The organism is Streptomyces sp. DH37 (assembly GCF_029813835.1).
GTDB lineage: Bacteria > Actinomycetota > Actinomycetes > Streptomycetales > Streptomycetaceae > Streptomyces.
Genome location: NZ_JARVKV010000001.1, coordinates 1 through 21,893, shown reverse-complemented (window position 1 = coordinate 21,893; position 21,893 = coordinate 1). Strand labels below are relative to the sequence as shown.

Annotated in this window: 18 protein-coding genes; 4 read left to right on the top strand and 14 right to left on the bottom strand. The window is 74.5% G+C overall.

Features of this window, described 5'->3' with window-relative positions; translation table 11 throughout:
- Nucleotides 1-22 precede the first annotated feature (22 nt).
- Genes QC029_RS00090 through QC029_RS00075 form a run of 4 tightly spaced genes read right to left on the bottom strand, consistent with a single transcriptional unit; the run spans nucleotide 23 to nucleotide 2,798 of the window.
- Nucleotides 23-565, bottom strand: a complete 543-nt coding sequence (locus tag QC029_RS00090; protein WP_279553158.1) for a phage baseplate assembly protein V — start codon at nucleotides 563-565, stop codon at nucleotides 23-25.
- Between the two features lie 40 nt (nucleotides 566-605).
- Nucleotides 606-1,745 (bottom strand): hypothetical protein, encoded by a 1,140-nt coding sequence (locus QC029_RS00085; protein ID WP_279553157.1) that lies wholly within the window; start codon nucleotides 1,743-1,745, stop codon nucleotides 606-608.
- Entirely contained in the window at nucleotides 1,735-2,106 is a 372-nt protein-coding gene (locus tag QC029_RS00080; RefSeq protein WP_279553156.1) for a LysM peptidoglycan-binding domain-containing protein, read from the bottom strand. The genes QC029_RS00085 and QC029_RS00080 overlap by 11 nt, the downstream gene beginning before the upstream one ends.
- On the bottom strand, nucleotides 2,103-2,798 hold the full coding sequence (locus QC029_RS00075; RefSeq protein ID WP_279553155.1) for a hypothetical protein: 696 nt from the start codon (nucleotides 2,796-2,798) through the stop codon (nucleotides 2,103-2,105). The genes QC029_RS00080 and QC029_RS00075 overlap by 4 nt, the downstream gene beginning before the upstream one ends.
- Before the next feature lie 56 nt (nucleotides 2,799-2,854).
- Between QC029_RS00075 and QC029_RS00070 the strand changes: the two genes are divergently transcribed.
- Nucleotides 2,855-3,448, top strand: a complete 594-nt coding sequence (locus QC029_RS00070) for an alpha-ketoglutarate-dependent dioxygenase AlkB (protein WP_279553154.1) — start codon at nucleotides 2,855-2,857, stop codon at nucleotides 3,446-3,448.
- A 1-nt stretch (nucleotide 3,449) separates the two neighbouring features.
- Here the strand turns inward: QC029_RS00070 and QC029_RS00065 are convergent, their stop codons facing one another.
- The 9 genes from QC029_RS00065 to QC029_RS00025 form a co-directional block, all read right to left on the bottom strand.
- Entirely contained in the window at nucleotides 3,450-3,959 is a 510-nt protein-coding gene (locus QC029_RS00065; RefSeq protein WP_279553153.1) for a hypothetical protein, read from the bottom strand.
- A 26-nt stretch (nucleotides 3,960-3,985) separates the two neighbouring features.
- Nucleotides 3,986-10,264, bottom strand: coding sequence for a Rossmann-like fold-containing protein (locus tag QC029_RS00060; RefSeq protein WP_279553152.1), 6,279 nt, complete (start codon nucleotides 10,262-10,264; stop codon nucleotides 3,986-3,988).
- A gap of 83 nt (nucleotides 10,265-10,347) precedes the next feature.
- Nucleotides 10,348-10,686 (bottom strand): hypothetical protein, encoded by a 339-nt coding sequence (locus tag QC029_RS00055; protein WP_279553151.1) that lies wholly within the window; start codon nucleotides 10,684-10,686, stop codon nucleotides 10,348-10,350.
- Nucleotides 10,683-12,647 carry an ATP-binding protein gene (locus QC029_RS00050; RefSeq protein WP_279553342.1) on the bottom strand — a complete coding sequence of 655 codons (1,965 nt, stop codon included), beginning with the start codon at nucleotides 12,645-12,647 and terminating at the stop codon, nucleotides 10,683-10,685. Before QC029_RS00050 ends, QC029_RS00055 begins: the two co-directional genes overlap by 4 nt.
- Before the next feature lie 33 nt (nucleotides 12,648-12,680).
- Nucleotides 12,681-13,667 carry a DUF4255 domain-containing protein gene (locus QC029_RS00045; RefSeq protein WP_279553150.1) on the bottom strand — a complete coding sequence of 329 codons (987 nt, stop codon included), beginning with the start codon at nucleotides 13,665-13,667 and terminating at the stop codon, nucleotides 12,681-12,683.
- Nucleotides 13,668-13,671: 4 nt separating this feature from the next.
- Nucleotides 13,672-13,821 (bottom strand): hypothetical protein, encoded by a 150-nt coding sequence (locus tag QC029_RS00040; protein WP_279553149.1) that lies wholly within the window; start codon nucleotides 13,819-13,821, stop codon nucleotides 13,672-13,674.
- Between the two features lie 604 nt (nucleotides 13,822-14,425).
- Nucleotides 14,426-15,229 carry a hypothetical protein gene (locus tag QC029_RS00035; protein ID WP_279553148.1) on the bottom strand — a complete coding sequence of 268 codons (804 nt, stop codon included), beginning with the start codon at nucleotides 15,227-15,229 and terminating at the stop codon, nucleotides 14,426-14,428.
- A 16-nt stretch (nucleotides 15,230-15,245) separates the two neighbouring features.
- Nucleotides 15,246-15,770, bottom strand: a complete 525-nt coding sequence (locus QC029_RS00030; protein WP_279553147.1) for a phage tail protein — start codon at nucleotides 15,768-15,770, stop codon at nucleotides 15,246-15,248.
- A gap of 7 nt (nucleotides 15,771-15,777) precedes the next feature.
- Nucleotides 15,778-17,625, bottom strand: coding sequence for a phage tail sheath C-terminal domain-containing protein (locus QC029_RS00025; protein ID WP_279553146.1), 1,848 nt, complete (start codon nucleotides 17,623-17,625; stop codon nucleotides 15,778-15,780).
- 728 nt (nucleotides 17,626-18,353) lie between these two features.
- On the opposite strand from QC029_RS00025, the gene QC029_RS00020 reads away from it, so the two are divergent.
- Entirely contained in the window at nucleotides 18,354-18,965 is a 612-nt protein-coding gene (locus QC029_RS00020) for a hypothetical protein (protein WP_279553145.1), read from the top strand.
- A 548-nt stretch (nucleotides 18,966-19,513) separates the two neighbouring features.
- Here the strand turns inward: QC029_RS00020 and QC029_RS00015 are convergent.
- Nucleotides 19,514-20,101: a helix-turn-helix domain-containing protein gene (locus QC029_RS00015; RefSeq protein ID WP_279553144.1), complete on the bottom strand. Its 588-nt coding sequence runs from the start codon at nucleotides 20,099-20,101 to the stop codon at nucleotides 19,514-19,516.
- 82 nt (nucleotides 20,102-20,183) lie between these two features.
- Here QC029_RS00015 and QC029_RS00010 point away from each other — a divergent pair, with 82 nt between their 5' ends.
- Both QC029_RS00010 and QC029_RS00005 read left to right on the top strand, forming a co-directional pair.
- Entirely contained in the window at nucleotides 20,184-21,203 is a 1,020-nt protein-coding gene (locus tag QC029_RS00010; RefSeq protein ID WP_279553143.1) for an NAD(P)/FAD-dependent oxidoreductase, read from the top strand.
- Nucleotides 21,200-21,850 (top strand): bifunctional 2-polyprenyl-6-hydroxyphenol methylase/3-demethylubiquinol 3-O-methyltransferase UbiG, encoded by a 651-nt coding sequence (locus QC029_RS00005; protein ID WP_279553142.1) that lies wholly within the window; start codon nucleotides 21,200-21,202, stop codon nucleotides 21,848-21,850. The genes QC029_RS00010 and QC029_RS00005 overlap by 4 nt, the downstream gene beginning before the upstream one ends.
- The last annotated feature ends 43 nt before the right edge of the window (nucleotides 21,851-21,893 follow it).

Sequence of the window (21,893 nt, the reverse complement as noted above, 5' to 3'; positions counted from 1 at the left end):
ACAAGACTCTCCCCCGTCCCGTTCAGCGTTTGATGGGCACGATCAGCCGGCCCCGGTTGACGTCGACCCGGTCCCCGGCCACCGAGACCGAGGCCCCCTGCCCGTTGTCGATGTGGATGCCGTCCCGGGTGACGCGGATGGAGGGACCCGGCCCGCCGTCGGATCCCGGGGCCTGGAGCAGGATCCCGGTCGCCGGGTCGTCGGAGATCACGATCTTGTGCTTCCCCCGGGTCTGGATGACGACCGGCTCGGCGCCCGTCCGCGCCGCGGCCTCAGCGTCCTCCGGCAGTTCGCCCGCCTCGCCGTACCAGCAGCCCGTCCAGATCGGGAAACTGGGGTCGCCCTGCTCGAACTCGATCCAGACGCCCGCGCCCACGCCCGGGACGACGTACTGGCCGGCCCGCTCGCCGGTGAAGGGGAGGCAGGGCATGGCCCAGGTCGAGGCCTCGTTGCCGAGCACGTCCGGGACGTGGGCGGTGACCCGGCCGATCCCCAGCGGGTCGTCGTTGTCCGCCACCCGGCCCCTGAACTTGCCGAGGAAGCGGTTGTGCGGTGCTGGCGCCATGCGGACTGCTCCTGATCGGTCTCTGTGGTCTCGGCGACCCCTAGGGGCGGACGGTGTCGCTGCGCGCGATCAGGCCCTCGCGCGCGAGCGTGAAGTTCTGCCGGTACGAGCCGGGCGTGAGGTCGTGCGTGACGGAGGTGACGTAGTACTCGCCGTCGTACGTCACGCCCGCGCCGCGCACTCCGACGAGCTCGCGCGGGCGCAGTACGTAGCCGTGGCGGTTGACGTCGAGCCGCCCGGAGCCGGAGATCGCGTCGGCGGACGTCGCGGCCCGCGCCAGCGCCTCGGCCCGGGCCTGGGCGAGGTCCTTCTTGGCGGTACCGGTCAGCCGCCGGCGTTTGAGCGCCGGGCTCGCGCGCCTCCCCAGCGGCGGGCGCAGCGGGCTGATGTCGGGCTGCGGCAGCAGGGGGGCCTCGCGGGTGCGCGGGTCCTGCCAGTGGGCCTGCGGCTCCTCGCGGGCGGCGCCGTCGTAGGCGAAGGTGAGCTGGTCGACGGTGGAGTGGACGTCCATGTTGACGTTGAGCGCGTGCTGCGGGAGGCCGACGCGGCGCTGCGGGCCCCAGTAGGCGGTGGAGTGGCCCGGCCGCGGGCCGGGTTCCAGGTAGAAGACGTAGCCGTTGGCGCGGGCCAGCTCGTTGACGTAGGCGAGGTCCGTGCCGGTCTGGTAGTCCACGCGGTGCTCGGCGCGGGGCTGCTGGAGGATCTGCTCGGGGTGGACGTCCGGGTGGACGCCGTAGTCGGCGTACCTGGCGAGGACGCGCCTGACGCGCTCGCTCGGCGGGAGGTTGGGGTAGCGGTCCGTCCGCTCCTCCAGGTCCATGAGGAGGGTCAGGTCCTCGCCGGTGACGGTCAGCGTCGACCGGCCGGGCTGGTTGCTCGCGCCGACCTCCTGCCGCACGATCATCCCGTCGAGGAGGACGGTCGGGGTTCCCCTGACCGTCGTCGTGACGATGACGCGGGTGCGCGGGTCGAAGAACCCCTCCGGCAGCAGGTTCCCGGCGATCGCGCCCCTCTTGGTGAGGTCGAACGCCAGCTGGAAGCCGGAGCGTTCGCCCGCGGTACTGGTGATCTGCGCGGACAGCAGCGCCTCGCTCACCGCCGCGGGCACGGGGCGGACGAGGTGGGGTCCCATGCTCAGGGTGAGGTGGATCGGCCCGCCTCCGACGCGCTCACCGGCCATGCGCGCCCCCCTGCGGGAAGCCGCCGGGCAGCGGGACGTCGATCTCCCGGCCCGGCTCGGCGGTCAGCTCGTGCGGGTCGAGGACGGGGTTGGCGTCGGCGATCCGCCACCACTGGGAGGGGTCGCCGAAGTAGCGCTGGGCGAGCTGGTCGGGACGCTCGCCGCTGCCGACGGTGTGGACGGCGGTGTCCTCGCTCCGGTCCTCCGGGAGCGGGGGCAGCAACCGCCGCCTGGCGTAACGGACCTCGGTGCCGTCGGGCGCGCGGTACACCCCGATCTCGGCGTCGTGGTAACGGCTCGTCCGTGGATACGGATGCGAACCCGGGATCCCGTCCGGCGGATTCTCGTACGGCTCGGTCATGACGGCGGCCACACCCTCCTCATCCCGATGTCGGCTCCGGTCAGGCCGAGCGCCCCGAGGGTCCCCGCCCGCGCGGTGCCGGCCAGCCGCTCCTTCTGCGCCAGGTGCGCCAGGTACAGCTCGGCGCCGCGGTGCCCGGCGGGCAGATCGCTCACCGTCAGCACCTTCATCCCGATGCCGAGGGAGGCCCGTATCGGGTTCAGGTTCACGTCGAAGGCGGACTCGTTGACCGACAGCTCCGTCAGCCGCACGGGCATGACGCGCTTGCTGCCCCAGGTGAACAGGGTCAGCGGCATCTCGATCGGGGCGATCTCGATGGTGCCCTTCCCGGCCAGCCTGGTGGCCTCCCTCAACTGCGCCGTCGTCGGCTGGACGAGCATCTCCAGCGTGGCGAGCTCCGGGTGGATCCCGTCGGGCGCCGCCACCTCCAGCTGGTCGGTGGAGTCGATCTCGGCGGTGAACTTCCACGTCTCCTGCGCCGGCCCCTTCAGCCGCAGCGCCTCGTTCCGGTCTCCCCCGCTCCCCCCGCCCCCGGCGTCACCGCTCCCCCCGGCGGCCTGGGGGCTGACGCTGCGCTCCAGGGTGTCGGGGTTGAACTGCAGCACGATGATGCGCTGCGGCGTCCCCCGCTCGGGATCGACGACGACGATGCCGGAGCGGATGGGCCTGGGAATGTCGGCGTACCGGGTCATGAAAGGAACCCCCGATCGGCCGGACGCCCCGTCCGGCGGGTGAATATACTGGGTGAATGCTTTTCGCTCTCCCCGGCGCCGAACCGGTCCCCGGTCTTCGGCATCTCCACTCCCATATCGATCCCGGAAAGCAGGAGGACCTGCTCCACAGCATCGATGGACTGCCCTGGCGAATGGACCTCAAGCGCCGGGTCCAGCACTACGGGTACCGATACGACTACCGCCGCCGAACCGTCGATTCCGACTCCCGCACCACCCCTCTCCCCGACTGGGCCCGCGAGTTGGCGGCCCGGTTCCGCCACGAGGGTCTGGCACCCGCGGTGTTCAACCAACTGATTGTCAACGAGTATCTCCCCGGGCAGGGGATTTCCCCTCACGTGGACTGTCGTCCTTGTTTTGACGCCACCATTCTCTCGGTCAGCCTCGGATCGCCGTGCATGTTCGTCATGCGCCACACGGACACCGCCGAGACACGGGAAATCCTTTTGGAACCGGGTGACGTACTGGTCATGACGGGGGAAGCGCGTTACGACTGGCAGCACGGCATCCCACCTCGCAAAACGGACCGGATCGCCGGTCGGCGGATCAGCCGCGGACGGCGCGTTTCGCTCACTTTCCGCCGAGTGGCGGGTGGGCTTCCGGACGGATGACTCACGGGACTTCGGGCCTTCCAAGACGTCCGTTCACTTCGATGATCCGCAGAAGCCACTGGTGGAAGTTCTCGGCGTAGAGTTCGAAGCCCTGCCCGTGCGTGCGCAGTGTCGAGCCGGAGCAGTAGACACCTCGCGGCTTCTCCTCACGGGCGCTGAACGCGAAGTCGTACTCGTACGAGTCGACCAGCGCTCCATCCGACACGTCGCTGTACAGGCACTGCGCAAAGATCAGGAAGCCCTCGTCGTCCACTACCGGGCCCTCCATCTCCAGAATGTCCGTGGAAGGCCCTCCGAACCCGAAGACGTCGATGATCTGATTCCCGTCCTCGCTCTCCGCATAAGCCCCGGCGTACCTCGCGAGGAAGGAGACGTACACGTCGTCCGAACGGAGGAACGGATACGCGTCGATAAAATCCTCCACCGCCGGGCGGAGTCCGTGGTCGGGCCGCACCGGGTGGTCCGGCCCCCGGCCGGTGACAGCACCGGTGGATTCTTCCAGCTTCTTCATCAGGGCATCGACGTGCATCACAGTCCTCAGGGTTTTGCGAAGATGAATGTTATGCCGCTGGAAACATCGGCAGGTCTGGCTCCCGACGCCGTCCTCTCGTGAGAGTAACCCGGATATTCACCCTGGCTGAACGGCCTCTCCTCAACCAGCCGCAACCCGACTCCTTTGCCGATGCTGCCCGGCTTCCATCTCTTCACATACCAATCGCTCTTGAGGGTCACGGATATTCTTCCTCCGGGGGCCAGCACCTTCTGGGCACTCGACAGGAAATTCCTCAGCAGTTCCTGGCCCCTGCTCGTGACGTGGGCCCGGCTGCCGCCGGGGTGCGGGAACATCCAGACGATGTTGTCGTACAGGATCCGGGGCCGACGGGCATCGAGTTTCGTCGCGTCCACGTTGTACTCGACATTCACCCCCTTGTTCCGCAACTCCTGCGCTCGCCGCAGGGTGGCGGCTTCCTTGACGTCCTCCTCCTTTTCGTAGACGGTCGCGGTCAGGTTCGAGGGCAGGTTGCGGTTGAGCGTGAGGTTCGCCTCGGTGAAGGTCAGGTTCCCTTCACCGACCAGCAGGACCTTTCCCGACATCGGGACGAGTCCTTCGTCTCGGTCCTCCGCGGGACGCGGTTCGGCGAGACGGACGTCTCCAGGGGCACCGCGCAACGCGCGTGCGGCGGCTTCCGTCTCCCCGGCCTCCCGCTCGGACCTCCGCCTCTCCCGCTCCCCGGCATCGGTTCCTTCCCCGTCCCCGGCCTCCCGCGCCCTCCTCTGTCTCTCCGGCTCCTGCGTCGGGTCCGTCTCGACGTACTCGTTGGTCCGCTCCTCGGGATTGAGCCCGGCCCAGATCCCCCCGCTGCCACGCCCCCGACGTTCGAGGGAGGTGAGCCTGTGCCACGCCCGCAGGACCGAGAGGACGCCGAGCAGGACACGGGGCGGAACACCCCTGCGCAGCAGGGGCCTCAGCGTCCTTCGGATGCGCGGCACGACCCTCCGAAGGCGGTCTTCCTTGAACTGCCTGGAGTTCTCGTTCCTCCGGCGCCGGTCGCGGAGTCGGCGCCTCTGTTCCCGGCGGCGCCTGCGCTGGTCGCGCAGGAGGTCGCGGCGGCGCTCGTACGCGTCGCGCACGCGGCGGGCGGTGTCGTCCAGGGAACGGCCGAGGCGGCCGTCGCGGTCCTTGCGGGCCAGGGCCTGCCTGGCCCTGCGGATGCGGTTCCGGGCGGCCTTGACCGTCTGCTGCGCGCGGTTCGCGGCGCGGCTCTCCGGGGAAGTACGGCGCCGGCGCGGGGTGGTGGGCTTCGTGCCTTCCGTCTCGCGGCGCGGACGGGTCCGGTCGCGGCCCTGACCGCGGTCCCGGCCGGTGTCCCGGGTGCGGCGGTCGGGCCTGTCCGTACGGGAGCGGTCGTCCGGGCGGCGGGTGCCGGGCCGCCGGGTCGGACGGGTCTGCGGACGGGGGCGCGCCGGCCGGGGCGGCGTACGCTTCTTCGCCAGGTCGGCGTTCGCCCGGCGCGCGCGCTCCTGCGCCCTCCCCGCCTCCTCCTTCGGGTCGGGCCGGTTCCCCGGGGCGTCCTTCGGCCTGTCCGTCGCCCGGGGCTCGTCGGGGTCCTCCGGCTTGCTCCCGCCCTTGGAGCCGGGCTTCCCGAGAGCCTCCGCGACGCCCTTCAGCCGGTCGCCGACCTTGCCCACGTACTTGCCGATGCCGCTGAGCAGGGCCTGGTAGGCCAGTTCCAGCAGGGCCACCACACCCGAGGCCACGGCCTTGGCGAACAGCACGCCGGCGTTGCCGCCCCTGACGGCCTTGAGGTAGTCCATGAAGGCGCCGAAGGCCTGCAGGATCTCGCTCAGCGCGCCCCAGGCGGCCTTGAGCGCGTCGATGATCGCCATCACCCAGCCGGCGCCGGGGATCAGCTTGGCGACGACCTTGGTGATGATGATCTCGCCGATGATGAGCGGGAGTTGGGGCAGGGCCGCGTCCCACGCCTCCTCGGCCATCCGCTCCCGGCTGACGCCCCCGCCGATCAGCTTGTCGAAGACGGCCCCGGGAAGCCCCAGGATCTCCTGGATCTTCTCGTTGAACCAGTTCCTGATCGCCGAGGTGACTTCCCGGAACAGGTGGTTCCTGGCGCCGTCCTCCGCCGAGGCCTTGGCGCCGCTGAGCCAGCCGCCCGGGTCGGAGAGGATGTCGGCGGCGATCACCGCCCACTCGCCCAGGGCGTTGAGCAGGCCCGTGGCGAAGTCCATGATGCCCTTGAGCGCGCCCTTGACGGCCTCGACCGCCGTCCGGAGGCCTTCCCGCAGGGCGTCGAGGAGGTCGCCGAGGATCTTGCCGATGTCGTCGAGGAGGTCGGTGACGATCCGCTTCAGCTCGTCCGCGATCCGGTTGACCAGGGCGATCGCCGCGTCCCGGATGCGGATGACGAGGGCGCGCAGCCGGTTCGCGATCCCGACGATCGCGTCGAGGAGGTCCTTGCCCAACCGGACCAGGGCCTCGGTGAACTCCTCGAACTTGTCGACGATGAACTGCCGGGCCGCCTCGATCCAGCCGGTGACGGTCCCCTTGAAGTCCTTGATGAGGCTGGTGACCGCCTCGCGGGCGGCTCGGAAGAAGCCGACGATCGCGTTCTTCAGCTCGATGAGCTTGTCGCGGATCCAGTCGAACGCCTTGGTGAGCCAGTTGCCGGAGTCGCTCCTGGCCGTGTCCCGCTTGTTCCTGGCGTCCTTCTCGGCCTTCTCCTTCTCCTTGCCGATGTCCTCCTGCTTCTTCTTCCGGTGCTCCTCGGCGTCCTTGTCGGTCTGCTCCTCCTTGTCCTTGACGTCCTTGCGGATTCTCTCGATCCTCTCGGTCTTCCCGGTGCCGAGTGAGTCGAGTGCGTCGTCCTGCTCCCTGCGCCACTGCGCGCGGGAAGCGTCCACCTCGGCCCTGGTCTTCCGGCGCTCGGCGGCCTGCGTACGGGTGTTGCCCTCGACCTCGCCGCGAACCCGCTGCCTGTGGCGCTCCTGGGACTCCCGGAATCCCCTGTCCTTGGCCTGCCGCTCGTCGGACATCTGCTTCTGCCCGTCGGCGAACGCGGCCCGGAGCTGGGGCCCGCGCTCGTGCTCCGCCACGGCGGACACGGCCTCCGGGGGGATGCGGCCGCCCACGGACGGCCCGCCGCCCCCGCCGGCCCCGCCGCCCTGTCCCTTCCCGCCCGGGACCTTCGCCTCCAGCGTCTCCCGGGGCACGTCGGGGTAGATCCGGTCCTCACCCAGAGGGCGTCCGGCGTCGTCGCGGCCGGAGGCGTGGAGTTCGCGGCCCTTGCCGTCGAGTTCCCCGCCCTGCTCGTCGGCGCGCCCGTCGGTCTCCCCCCGCAGGCCCACCCCGGGCGCCGTGCCGACGTCCGCCCGGGTCAGCATCTCGTCCTCGGTGGGCAGGTCGAGGATCCACCGGACCACGGCGTCGGAGTCGATGACGTCCTCGTCGGCGCCGAAGAAGTCGGCGACGCCGTTGATCGCGCCCACGACGAGCTGGGCCCCGCCCGCCAGCAGGCCCTGGAGGGTGCCGGGCTCCTCGATGTCCTCCCCCGGGACGCCACCCTCCGGGGTCCTGTCCCCCGTGACCTCGGCCTTCCTCTTCTCGGGGGCGTCGACCCGGGCGGCCGGGTCGCCGGAGTACCGGCCCGGGGCCGAGGTCTCCGGCGCGCCGTGCAGGGTCTGCGGGGCGCCCGCGGGCCGTTCCGTCGTCGGCGGTGCGTCCTGGAGGGCCCGGTGCTCGTCGCCGACCGTCTTGTCGACCGCCCCGTTCACGCCGCCCAGTGCTTCGAGGGCGCGGTGCGGTGTGAGCTTCGCCGCGGTGGAGAGCCCGGCCTCCGGTGTCACCTGCGACAGGCTGGGGGCCGCGGGCTCCTTCTTCGGCCGGGGCGAGGCGGCGGGCCGTGCGCCGCCTCCTCCGCCCCCACCTCCACCCGAGGCGCTCCGGGTGCCACCGCCGCCCCTGACCGACCGCGAGGGCCTGGAGCCGGACGGCGGCGCGGACGCAGGCTCGGGCCGGGGCGCCGGAGCCGGAGCCGGAACCGGAGCCGCGGGCTCCTGCCGCTGCCGGGAGTCCGCCCCGCCCTCCGGCGTGGTGCCGGTGGCGGAGCCGTCACCGCCGTCCGCACCCGAGACGTGGGTGTCCCGGGCCGGGGACGCCTCGGCCGGAGTGTCCGTCGCCGGCCCTGGAGCCGTCGCACCGGCGCCGCCCCCCGAAGGCGCCCCCGGGGGGTACGCGCTCGGCGCCGGCGCGGGGGACGCGGTGGCCGTGCCGGAGGAGGCGTCGGCACCGGTGGTGCCGGAAGTCCCGGACTCCGTCGCCTCGTCCTTCGCGCCGCCCGCGTCGGCCGCCTCCGGTTCCGGGTCCCCCGCCGGTTCGGGCTGCTCCTCCTCCTGCCGCGCGCCCCCGGGAGCCACGGGGCCGGGCTTCGGTTCGGGGGCTTCGGCGCGGTCGCCGGCGGTGCCGGAGGCCGAGGGGCGCGGGTCGGCCCCCCGCTCGGCCGGCGTCCCGGTGCGGAGACCGCGCGACGTACGGTTCCCTGCTTCGGCACCGGTCGCCGGGGAGGTGGACGCGTCGCCGGGCGCCGGTCCGGCGAGTCCGGCGCCTTCCGTGTCCTCTTCGGCGGCCTCCTCGGCATCCTCTTCGGCGTCCTCCTCGTCCCGCCGCGCCTGCACCTGTTCGGCCGTGGTGGCGGGCGGTTCGGGGAAGCTCGGCATCCGCCGGCCGGCGTCCGAGCCGGGCGCGATCTCGTCGGCGGTCGGTACTCCGGAGACGTCGGGATCGGTGGCGGGGAGGAAGTCCTCGGGTTTGAGCTCGATGGTCCAGGCGCTGTCTCGGTCGGCGGCCCGCTCGTCCCCGAGTCCTTCGAGCGCCCCGGACCCACCGCCCGGGCCGGGGTCCAGGCCGATCGGCTCGTCCTCCGCGAGCGCCGCTTCGTCCTGGGGGCGCTTCCCTTCGAGCGTGCTGCGGCCGCCGGGGTCGGCCGTCCTCAGCAGGGGGCCGGGCTCCACGCCGGCCCGCTCGCCGTCGCGCACGTCCCGTCCGTCCGCCCGGTCCGGCTGCCGACCCGCGACCAGGGACTCCACGGCTCCGGGGCGGTTCCTGGCGGCGGACTCCTCCTCGCTCGCCGCCGGAGCGCCGCCGGCTCCGGAGTTCCCGGACCGGCCGCCCGTACCGCTCCGGTCCTGCGGCCGGGACCGGGCGGATCCGCCTCCCGCGGCCGTGCCACGGCTGCCGCCCGCCCCTGACGGCCCCGTGCCTCCGGTGGGCCGCCCCGATCCCTCGGGGCGCCCGGTGGACCGCCGCGCCGCCGGACGCTCCGCGCCTGCGTCGCCGCGACCGCTCCGCCGCCGGTCCGGCGGCTCCGGAGCGGTCCTCCCGTGCTCGTCCCGCCCGGTGGGCCGTTCGCGGTCCCGCCGCTCCTCGTCCGGGCGCGCTCCGCCGCTCCGCTCGACGTCCTGTCCGTCCCGGATGTCACCGCGCTGTCCGTCGCGCGGCCACTCGTCCTCCGCCCGCCGCCGACCGGCGGATTCGGCGGCCTCCCGTTCCTCCTCCAGCTGTCCGGTGGCGTCCGGGACGGCCTCGGGCGCGCCGAGCGCCTCCGGCTCGGGCGGGCCGCCGTCCTCGGTCTCCTCGACCAGCTCGATCAGCCGGTCGATCTCCGAGGAGAGCAGCCGCGTCTCCAGCCGGTCGAGAACGGCCTCCCGCATCTCCGGCGAGAACCGGGCGAGTTGCGTGCGTACGCGTTTGGAGCGGTCCTGCGGATCGCCGCGCAGCGAGCGCAGGACGCCGTTCGTCAACCGGTCGAGCAGCGTCGCCGGGTCGATCTGCTCCAGCCGCCGCCGGTCGGCGTCCACCGTGGCGTAGCGCAGCCAGCCCGGCGTCGCCCGGCCCTCCTCGACGCGCTCCGCCGCCGCGTACGGTCCGCCGTCGCGCACGGACTCCTGTGCCGCCGCCTCGGCCTCGCGCTCCACCGTCTGCTGCGGCAGGCTCACCGCGCCCAGGTCGCGGCCGGCGCGGAGGGCGCCCAGGCCGTCGGGGTTCTGGACGGTGTGGAGCAGTTCGTGGGCGAGCAGGCGCATGCCCTCGGCGGTGCCGGGGCGGTACGCGCCCTCGCGGAAGAGGACGTCCTGACCGACGGCGACGGCGTCCGCGCCGAGGAGGTCGGTGAGGGCGGCGGCGTCCCGGTCGGTGTGCAGGCGTACGCGGCCCAGGTCGTGGCCGAGCCGCTCCTCCAGCTCGCGGCGCACGCTCACGTCCAGCGGCCGGCCGGCGCCGCCGACGATCTCCTTCGGCTCGGGCACGGGGGTCCCGGCCTGACGCCCCCCGCGCCTGCGCCGCCTGGCCTCCCGGGCGGAACGGGGATCCCGTGACGTGGTGTGCGAACTCATCGGCGCCCCCTCCGCTGCGCGGGCCCCGCCTCGCCGCGCCCCGACAGTCCCGCGTGCACCGCACGGGCCAGCGCTTCGCCGAGGCGGGCCGGTGAGGTGGTGGCGGGCAGCGGCGGCAGGCCCGACAGCGCCTCCAGCGCGCGTCCCTCGCCGTCCGCCGCCAGCGGCACGCCGCGCTCCCGGACCAGCCGGGTCAGCTCCGCCTCGAACGCCGCCGCGACCCGCACGGGGTCCACCCGTGGGCCGAAGCCGTCGAGCACCAGCTCGCCGATGTCCACCCGGACCACCGTGTCCCGCGCTGTGTCCCGCGCCGCGTCGCGCGGTGTCTCGTTCACACCCATCCGCGGACCTCCGAGGGCGTCAGGGAGCGCTCCAGCTTCAGGTACTCGGTGCGCGCCGCCGCGAGCATGTGCCGCATCCGCAGCGCGTCGCCCTCCTCGGCGGCCAGGAAGGCGGCGGACAGGGCGATGTTGCGGATCGAGCCGCCCGCGACCGTCAGCCGCGCCAGCAGCTCCGGGTCGACGCCCTCGGCCGGGGCGCGCTCGGGCAGTACCCGGCGCCAGATCTCGGCGCGTTCGGCCTCGCCGGGGAAGGGGAAGTCGACGACGAAGCGGATGCGGCGCATGAAGGCCGTGTCGAGCGCCTTCTTCATGTTGGTGGTGAGGATCGCCAGGCCCCGGTAGGCCTCCATCCGCATCAGCAGGTAGGAGACCTCCAGGTTGGCGTAGCGGTCGTGGCTGTCCTTGACCTCGCTGCGCTTGCCGAAGAGGGCGTCGGCCTCGTCGAACAGCAGCAGCGCGCCGCCACGCTCGGCGGCGTCGAAGACCCGGCGCAGGTTCTTCTCGGTCTCGCCGATGTACTTGGAGACGACCTGGGAGAGGTCGACGACGAACAGGTCCAGCCCCAGTTCGCGGGCCATCACCTCGGCGGCCAGGGTCTTCCCGGTGCCCGAGCCGCCCGCGAACAGGGCCGTGACCCCCAGCCCCCGGCGCAGGGTGCGGGCGAAGCCCCACTCCTGGTGGACGGTGCCGCGCTGCCGTACGTGCGCGACGATCTCGCGCAGGACGCGCACCTGGTGCGCGGGGAGGACCAGGTCGTCCCAGCCGGCCTCCGGCTCGACGCGGCGGCCCGGTCCGTCCAGGCCGACACGGGCCTCGGCGAGCCCGGCCCGCCAGGCCAGCGCGGAGGGGTCGGCGTCCTCCCCGGCCTCCCCCGCCTCCCGGCGCACGGTCGCGGCGGCGGAGCGGATCACGTGCGGCGGGAGCACGAACTGGGCCACCAGCCCGCGCAGCCGCCGCTCCTCGATCCCCGGCACGCCGGCGAGGGCGTCGGCCCACAGGCCGAGCTGCTCCTCGTCGCCCAGCGCCGGCACGGTGACCCGCTCGGCCCGTGTCCTGTCGCTGTTCCGGGGGTCGGGGCCGGAGACCACCAGCGGTACGGCGGCGGAGGCGACGAACGCGTCCGCCGCGGCGCTCTGTTCGCGGTCCGGCTCGCCGGTCTCCAGCAGGAGGGCGGCGGGCAGCAGGATCGCCTCGCGCTGCCACAGCCGGGCGAGGCGGTCGCGTTCGGTGTGGTCGGTGGGCAGGTCCTCGGCGTCCAGGGCGTAGAGGCCGAGGCCGGAGCGGTGGGCGGCGGCCGCGGCGATGTCGTGGCGGCTGCGCCGGTCGCCGCCGGTGAGCTCCGCCCTCGGCGGCGCACCGGGCCCGGCGGCGCCCCAGACCCCGGCGACGCGGTCCGCGGCGCGCTCGTACGACGGCGGCAGCGCGTCGGGGGCGGGGACGCGGGAGAGCATGCCGTGCAGTCGCGCGTCCAGGTACGGGGAGCCGACGAGGAAGTGCAGGACGCGCTCGTCCAGGCGGATGCGGGTGGTGGTCAGCCGGGTCTCGTCGTCGAGTTCGGCCAGGCGCCAGCGGCGCAGCGGTGCGACGGGGGTGAGGGCGCTCCAGTGGGGCTCGCCGAGGGCGGCGAGCGCGAGGGAGAAGGTGGGGTGCGCGCGCTGGGGGTCGCCGCTCGCGGCGGCGCACCGGCTGCCGGTGGTGGGCTCCAGTTCGGCGGCGGCCAGCAGCAGGACGATCTCGCGTTCGAAGGGGGTCAGCCCGAAGCACCGGACGAGCGCGCCGAGCGCGGCGGGTTCGGGGGCGTCCGCGGCGCGCGGCGGGGCGGCGGGCTCGTCCGCCGCCCCGGTGTCCGGGCGGACGCGGGTGGCGTGGGCGTCGAGGCGGGCCAGGACGGAGCGCATGGCGGCGGCCAGCGCCGCGCCCTCGGCCGCGTCCGCCCCGCCGGAAGTGCCGTCCATGTGCTCGCCCGCCCCCGTCGCCGTCACCGCTTCTCAGCCCTCCCGGCCGCGCTCGTCGCCCCTGTCGCCCCCGGCGCGCCCGCCGCCCGGCGCACTCCCGCCGCCGCGCGCGGAGCCGGTGCCGGGTGACTTGCGCGCACGGGACCGCGAGGCGGTGGCCTTGGCCGTGGTGCGCCGCCTGCCGGCAGCGGCCTTCTTGGCGGGGGCCGCCGCGTCGGTCCCCTTCCGGTCGGTCCCGCCGTCCGCTTCCTCCGGGGGCGCGGGCGCGGCGGTCCTGGCGGCCAGGCCGCTCGTCCGGCTCGCCCGGGCGGCCACCTGCCGGGCGGCGGTTCCGGACGCGCGTCCCGCGGCGGCTCCGGCGGGCACCGCCGCGTCGGCGCCGGACGGTCCCGGGGGTTCCGGTGCGCCCGGGGCGCCGAAGGGCAGCGCGCGCACCGTGTGCCGCTGGACCGGCCTGGGTACGACGGGCTGCTCGCGGCCCTCGATCAGCACCAGGGAGGCCTGGTAGGCGACCGACAGCGAGTACGGCGTCTGGTGGAGCATCCCCCACAGCTTCGAGGCCTCCTCGAGGTCCATCCGGACCGGTGTGAGGCGCACCCGCTGGACCGCCTGCGCGAGGTCGCTGCCCGCCAGGTAGGGCCGCTGCGCGGCCTCCTCGATCAGCGCCTTCGGCAGGACCGGGAACTCGTGCAGGGTGCGCACCACGGAGCCGATGAGCCGCTGTCCGACCAGTTCCCTCTCACTGCCGTAGGCACTGATCAGGTAGTGCAGGTCCAGGGCCGCGACCGGGCGCTTGAGCAGCGTGCCGTCCGGGGCGCGGGTGGGCAGGTCGTCGTTGCGCCGGGAGGTGTTGGGGACGACCTGGTGGAGGAAGACGGTGATGACCGGGTCGCCGGTGACCTCCGCCGGGGGCCGTTCGGTCTTCACCGCGACCTGCAGGTCGATGTCGGGGCGCAGGTTGTGCTCGATCAGCAGGGCGAGCGCCTGGGTGACCGTGGCGATCGCCAGTGCGTTGCTCATCTCCTCATCCCCTCCGCTCGCTGTCGGCCAGGTAGTCCGCCAGGCTCAGCGCGGGCGCGGGCCGCCCCGGCTGCCGCGGGCGGCCGGTGTCGGTGCGTCCGGCGCCGGGCGGGGGCGCGGCGCTGACCTCCAGCCGGCCGATCCGCACGTGCACGGTCCGTTCCGCCGGCCGGGACCGGCGCCGGCCGCCGGCCGCGCGTGCGGCCTCGCGCGCCGCCGGGGCGCCGGCGGGCCCGGGCAGCAGGGACGGGGGGCCGGTGGGCGGAAGGACGGCGTCCGTGCCCCGGGGGGCGGGCGCGGACGCCGCGATCACGAGGGGCGCGTCCGGCGCCGTACGTGCCGGGGTCGTACGCCCGTCACGCCGGGCTCCGGGCTCGGTCGCGGGACGCGGCGCGGGTGCCGTGCGCCCGGCGGGCCGCGGCAGCGGCCGGGCGGTCCGTGCCGTGGCCGGCGGTCGCGGCTCCCCGTCGCGCGGCGCCGGCCCGGTCCGCACCACGGTGCGGTGCTCGGTGCGGATCTCGCGCCCGTGCCGGGTCTCCCCCCGGTCTTCCCCGCGGTCCGCGGCCGGCCGGGGCGCGGGCGGGGGGAACGGGTCGGGCTCCTCCCGCCGCGGCGGCCCCTCGCGCGGTGCCCCGACACGCTCGTACGGGCCGGGCAGCCGCGGCCGCGCCCGCGCGGGGGTCCCCGGCCATCCCTCCGCGGCGGCCCGGGCGGACCCGGCCGCCGGGACGTGCCGGGTCAGCAGCCGGTCGAAGTGGTCAGACATCCGCACACAGCTCCAGGTAGTAGCGGCGCCGCAGCGGGCTGAGCGCCAGGATCTCCGGCTCGGTCCAGCCGTAGGCGCCGGCGAGCAGATGGACGTCGAGGAGCAGGTCCCGCGCCCAGGAGTCGAGTTCGGCCCACAGGTAGGAGGCGATGTCGAGTTCGGTCCGGGTCGTCCCGCCGCACTCCGGGCAGGAGACCCTCAGCGTCACGTCGGCGGCCGGGTCGGCCTGTTCGGCGGCCTCGGCGACCCGTCGTAGCACCCGCTCGGGCAGCGGGCCGGGCAGCCGGTCGGCGGGGACCGGTTCCCCGGCGCGCACGGCCGAGACGACGCAGCGTGCGATCAGCAGGGACCGGGCGGAGGAGCCGTCCGCGCCCGGGCCGTTCCCCACCGCTTCCGCCACGGCCGCCAGATCGGCGACGGTCGGCAGCCGGAACTCCACCTCCCAGCCGTCCTCCGCCACCCGCAGCGGGCCGTCCCGCCGGGGCCGCCGCGCGGCGAGGTCGTCCGTGCCGAGGTCGAACTCCATGGCCTCGCCGCACGGTTCGCACTCCACCAGCACCTGCATCCGCTCGCCGAACAGCGCCCGGCGCAGCGCGAACAGGTCCGCCTCCCGCTCGCCGACCGGCGCCGACAGCAGCTCGCCGTCGCCGGCCTCCGGGCGGGCGGCGCGGTGCAGCAGGTGGGCGCGGCCGGGGCCGGGCAGTCCCAGCCCCGCCTCCCAGAGGGCCAGCAGTTCCGCGGGCCCCGCCGTCACCGCCGCCGTCACCGCCGTCGCCGTCACCGCTGTCACCGTCATCCGCCGGACCGCCCGCTCAGGCGGGGTTGGTGAACGAGGGCTCGGTGGGCTCGGGCACCTCGTAGTCGCGCTCCCAGCCCTCGCACTCCAGCTTGAGGCTCTGGATGGCCACCGCGTTGGCGTTGGCGTCCAGCTCGCCCAGCACCTGGTACTCGCTCGGCCAGGTCCGGTAGAGCTTGTGCGAGACGGCCACCTGGCCGGCCTCGTTGAGGACCTGGATCACGATGTCCTTGCGGAAGTCGGCCAGCGAGACCTCGGAACCGAGCCCCGCGCCGACCTGCCACACCTTGTTGGCCCAGCGGTCGAACTCGGGATCGTGTGTGACGCCGCGCTCCAGGGTGATGCCCTCGAACTCGGAGCGGCCCGGCGACTTGCGCGGCGAACTCGGGTCGCCGCCGTGCCGGTGCTTGACCACTTCCGTGGTCCGCTTCAACGGGCTGATCTTGCTGACGCCCGCGACCGTGCGCCCGCCCCACAGCACCAGGAACTTGAAGTTCTTGTACGGGTCGAAGCGCTGCGCGTTCACCTGGAATTCAGCCATCGGAATCCTAAATCTCGAACTGTCCGGCCGTCTGCTGGATCCTGACGACCACGAACTCGGCGGGCTTGACCGGCGCGATTCCGACCAGGACGTTCACCACTCCGCGCGCGATGTCCTCGTCCGTGGTGGTCTCCCCGTCGCACTTCACGAAGTACGCCTCGCGCGGGGTGGTGCCCTTGAACGCGCCCTGCCGGAAGAGGGTGTTCAGATAGGCCGAGGCGTCGAGCCGGATCTGCTGCCACAGCTGCTCGCCGTTGGGTTCGAACACGACCCACTGCAGCCCGCGGTACAGGCTCTCCTCGATGTGCAGCGTCAGCCGCCGCACGGGGACGTACTTCCACTCGCCGTCGAAGGCGTCCGCGCCGAGGAGGGTGCGGGCGCCCCAGACCACCGGTCCCACGACCGGCAGGACGCGCAGGCAGTTGACGCCGAGCGGGCTCAGCAGGGCGTTCTCCCGGTCGGTGAGCCGCACGCTCAGTGAGCGGACTCCCGCCAGCCGCGCCTCGGTGCCCGCGGGCGCCTTCCACACGCCGCGCTCGGCGTCGGTACGGGCGTAGACGCCTGCGATCGCGCCCGACGGCGGGAAGGAGCGCAGCCGTCCCGTGAGGGGGTCGGTCATCTGCAACTGCGGGAAGTACAGGCCCGCGTGCCCGTCCCGCACGGGGTCGAAGGCGCTCAGCCCGGCCCGCGCGCTGTCGACGTCGACCCAGGAGCCGGGCGCGTCCACGAGCAGGAAGATCCGCCGCTCCCGGCAGAGCGCCTGCGCGGCGGAGACGACCGTGACCACGTCCTCGACCGACTCGTACGCCGCGAGCTCCGGCAGCGACAGCAGGCCGACGTCGTCGACGTCGCGCAGCGCTTGGAGCCCGGTCCTGCCCGCCTCGTCGCCGACGATGTCGCGCGGGCCGGGCGGGTCGCCGTCCACGCCTCCGGTCAGCGGGAAGACCGGCGGGTTGACGGCGGCCTCCAGGCCCAGGTCGTTGGCGCACTCGCCGACGAAGCGGACGGTGTCGCCGGGGTCGGTGGAACCCGCGACGACCTGGAGGCGGCGGCCGAAGGGGGTGACCTCCGCACCGGCGAAGGCCCGCCTGCCGGGCGCGTCCGGCAGGGCGCGCAGCTTGCGTTCCAGGAGGAGGGCCAGTTCTGTGACGTTCCGCGGGGGTTCGCCGTCCCGGTCGGGGTCGTGGAGCGTGAACTCGCGCTCCACGTCGCCGATCTTCACGGTCAGGTCGACGGCGAGGTCGGGCAGGTCGTCGGCGAACGGCTTGGAGACCGTGCCCGAGGGGTCCGGCCGGCCCTCGCCGATGATGTCGACCCTCACCAGCGCGGAGCCGGCGTTGACCACCGCCTCGGCATGGCGGCCGTGGCCGGGGTCCATGGACAGGCCGGTGAAGGTCTCGCGGGTGCTGCCGTCCGCGTCCAGGACCCGCAGGTTGAAGGTCTCCCCGGGGTCGCGGGTGTCGTGGTCGACGGCCAGGCGCAGCCGGGAGCCCCAGACGCCGGGCTCCTTGGCGTGCACGGTCATGACGGGACAGGCGCTGTGCCCCTCGGTCGACTCCAGGGTGACGCGGGACTCCTCGCCGGTGCCGGCGGCGGCGACGCGGACGACCACCGCGGTGGTGCCGCCGTTGCCGAAGAACTGGTGCACGGCGTAGGCGACCGCGCTCTGCGCGGTGAGCCCGCCGAAGCGGCGCTCGAAGTCGGCGAAGCCGGTGATCCGCACCGGCTGGTTGAGCGGGCCTCGGCGGGTGTGGCCCACGAACGCGGTGACCGAGGTGGTGACCGCCGGGATGGTGCGGACGCTGCTGGGAATTTCCTCGATGTACACGCCGGGATGGCCCGTTCGCACCGGCATTCCCCTCCATTCCCTTCGCGCACCAAGAGATGAGAAGAAAGGGTGAAGAGAATGCGCACGGGAGGCGAGGTGCCTCACGGGCTTTATTCGTTTCCCCCGTCACACATCCCGTGCGCGGTCGGTTTCGCACGGCCGGACCGAAGGGCCCTAACTCCTGATGCATGAGTTCTCCCGGAAGTCTCGAGCCCGGCTGTACGGCGGGTCAAGGAGGAGTTTCGGTCATCCCCCGCCGGACGCCGCCCCGATGTGCCGCACCCTCGAATTCCGCCCATGCGGGGTGGTTTGCGGAGACGCAAGAATATGCCAATACGATCGACGCCACATGATCTCTGGAATCGGGCATCGAGCACCGGACAAATGCGCGAGCCTCACGGCACGCCGATTTTCGGATGCCGGGGCGGGTATCGAATCCGGCCGGCCCCTGGCCGGGCCGGGCCCCGCGGGCGGTCCCCCGGCGGGGCCCGGCCCGGGGACGGTCCCTGACGCCCCGTACGGGTGGATCCACCGCACGGCGGCCCCGTGGAGCGCCACGGCCTCCGGCGTCCTCGCACCGGCGATCGAGGAGCACACGAACGGTGGGCCGGGCAGTGGACCGGGCAGTGGGCGGGGCAGTGGACCGGATGGTGCGCCCGCGTACCGGTGGTGGACGCCACCCGGTGCCTGGCGGGTGCCCGGGCGTCCACGGATCCGCTCCCGGAGCGGCCGCCGGTGCGACGCACCGCCGGGCGATGCGCGCCGACCGGTCGCCGACCGGCGCGGACGCACCGGACCGCGACCGGGTCCTCCCCGTGAGGGAGGCGATCACCCTCGCCTCGGCCGACGGCCTCTCCCCGTACAAGGCCCTGTCGGCGCCGGCCCCCGACGGCACCGGCGACCACGAGCCGGAGCACACCGCCGCCCGCACGTCCGGCCACTCCCGGATCTCCCCGCTGGTGCGCAGCGAGTGGGCGTTCACCTCGCGCGACACCTCGGCCCGGAACCTGCCGCTGATCGACATCGGCCCCGACGTCTCCGGCCTGGACTCCCGCAACGCGGCGGGCACGGCCCCGGTGACCGTCGGCATGACGGCGGGCACCCGCGACTCGGAGGCGGACGAGACGGTCACCGCCCTGGAGTACTCGGCGGACGACGGCGCCACCTGGACGGACTTCTCGTTCACCGCGACGGGCCCCGAGACGTCGGCGAAGCTCGCCGTCCCGGCGACCGCGCCGTTCGTCTCGCTGCGCGTCGCGGCCGTCGACGACGAGGGCGGCCGTGTCCGGCGCACCGTGCTCCGGGCCTTCGGCGGCCCCGCGGCGCAGGGCGACGAGCAGGCCGGGGGATGCGGATCCCGGACGTGACGGTCAACGGCGGCAGGCCCGTCGTCCTCACCACCGAGGCGCGGTTCGCGTACATCGAGCCGCGTTCCGGCACCGGCCTGAACGCCCTGGCCGGCACCTGGCGGGCAGCGGCCCTGGCCCGGTCGGAGGACGGCACGGGCCACGCCCTGGTGCGCGCGGCACGGAACGTGCCGGTCCGGCACGACACCCGGCTCACCTTCGACGCCTCCCCCGAGTTCGACGCCTCCCCCGAGCCGGTCCCAAGGGGGCGTCCTGACGCTCACCGGCAAGCTGGCGTGGGTCCCGGACCGGCAGTCCGGGACCCACGCCTACCGGGGCTACGGCGGCCAGTCGGTGAAGGTCCGGTACCGCCCGCAGAGCCGCACCGCCCACAGCACGGTCGAGACGGTCGCCCTGTCTCCCACCGGCGCCCTGAGGCCCACCGTCACCGCCTCCGCCGACGGCCACCGGCGCCTGCTCCACCCCGGCACGGCGGGCGACGAGGCCGTGGAGTCCGCCGCCGGCCACGTCGACGTGCGGCGGCGCGCCGTCCGCGGCGCCGCCGTCCGCTATCCGCCCGCGGGGCGGGCGCGCACGTGCATCCGCTCGCCCTGCGGCCCGAAGATGCTGATGAACTCGACGGGCCGCTCTGCGGCGTTGCCGAAACCGTGGGGGGTGCGGGTGTCGAACTCCGCCGCCTCCCCGGCCCCCAGGACGAGATCGTGCTCGCCCAGGGCCAGCCGCAGCCTGCCGGACAGGACGTAGAGCCACTCGTAGCCCTCGTGCGTCTGCTGCTCGGGCCGCCCGTCCCCGCCGTACCCGGCGGGCATGATCTGCTTGTAGGCGTGCAGGCCGCCCAGACTGCGGGTCAGCGGCACGAAGGTCTGCCCGTACCGGGTGAAGGGACGCGGGTGGACGCGGGGGTCGCCGGTGGCGGGCGCGCCGACGAGTTCGTCCAGGGGGACGTTGTAGGTCCTGGCCAGGGGGAGCAGCAGTTCCAGGGTCGGCCTGCGCAGCCCCGACTCCAGGCGCGAGAGGGTGCTGAGCGAGATCCCGGTCGTCTCGCTCACCTGGGACAGCGTGGCGCCGCGCGCCTGGCGCAGGGCCCGCAGTCGCGGCCCCACACCGGTCAGGACGTTCTCGAAGTCGTCGGCCATCCTCCCATTTGCCGTTCCGGCAAGGATGTTTGTCAAGGCGGTGGGTGCGGCCGGAGGCTTGCCGTACGACGGAAGGAGAGACATGACCGTACGGAACGAACGCCTCCCGGGCCCCCCTCCCGGGGGCGCCGGGCGGCGCTACGAGGTGGTGGTCGTCGGAGGCGGCGCCGCCGGGCTGAGCGGGGCGCTGACCCTGGCCCGGGCGCGCCGCTCGGTCCTGGTGGTCGACTCCGGGCGGCCGCGCAACGCCCCGGCCGACGGCGTCCACGGCTATCTGGGCCGCGACGGCACACCCCCCTCGGAGCTGACCGCCGCCGGACGCGCGGAGGTGGCGCGCCACGGCGGCGAGATCACGGCCGGCACCGTCACGGCCGCCGAGCGCCTGGACGGCGGGGGCTTCCGCCTCGCCCTGGACGACGGGACGGCCGTCCTGGCGGACCGGCTGCTGGTGGCCACGGGCCTGGCCGACGAACTGCCCGACGTGCCGGGGGTGGCGCGGCGGTGGGGGCGCGACGTCCTGCACTGCCCGTACTGCCACGGCTGGGAGGTGCGCGACCGGGCGATCGGCGTGCTGGCCACCGGGCCCCTGGCCGTCCACCAGGCACTGCTGTGGCGGCAGTGGAGCGCGGACGTGACGCTGTTCCGGCACACCGGGCCCGAACCCGGCGACCGGGAGTACGAACGGCTCGCCGCGCGCGGCGTGGCCGTCGTCGACGGCGAGGTGACCGGTCTGGAGGTGAGCGGCGACCGCCTGACCGGGGTACGGCTGGCGGGCGGGCGGACCGTCCCCTGCCAGGCCCTGGTGGTCGCCCCGCGCTTCACGGCCCGTGCGGGCCTCCTGGCCGGTCTGGGCCTGGAGACGGCCGAGCTGTCGAGGGGCGGGCACGTCGTCGGCGAGCGCGTCGCCGCCGACGCGACCGGCGCCACCGCCGTGCCCGGGGTGTGGGTGGCCGGCGACGTCACCGATCTGGCCGGGCAGGTCGTCGGTGCCGCCGCGGCGGGCGTGCGCGCCGCCGCGGCGATCAACGCCGATCTGGTCGAGGAGGAGACCGACCGGGCCGTCGCCGCCCGCGGCGCCCTCGGACGGGAGGTCCTGCGATGACCGCCACGGGTGCGGACGGCGCCCCGGCCGGGGAGTTCTGGGACGGCTTCTACGGCGCGAGCGAGCGGATCTGGAGCGGTCGGCCCAACGCCGTGCTGGCCCGCGAGGCGGCCGATCTGGTCCCGGGCAGCGCCCTGGACCTGGGGTGCGGCGAGGGGGCCGACGCGATCTGGCTCGCGCGGCGGGGCTGGCACGTCACCGCGGTCGACGTCTCGCGGGTCGCCCTCGACCGCGGGGCCGGGCAGGCACGGCGCGCGGGCGTCGCCGACCGGATCGACTGGCGGCGGCACGACCTGGCCGAATCCTTCCCCGGCGGTGTCTTCGACCTGGTCTCCGCCCACTTCCTGCACGCCCCCTCCCCCGTCGACCTGCCCAGGGAGCGGATCCTGCGCGACGCCGCGGCGGCCGTGTCGCCGGGCGGCGTGCTGCTGGTGGTCGGGCACGCCGGGCCTCCCCCGTGGGCGGACGAGCGCGCCCGCGAGGTGCACCTGCCCACGGCAGGGGAGGTCCTCGGCTCGCTCGGGCTCCCGGAGCGGGAGTGGGAGCCGCTGGTGGCCGGGGAGTACCGGCGCGACGCCACCGGGCCCGACGGGGAGCGGGCCGTCCTCATGGACGCCGTCCTCAAGCTCAGGCGACTGCCCGGCTGAGCCCGCTCCCGGGCCGCGGGGCGACGGAGAGGCCGGCCGGGAC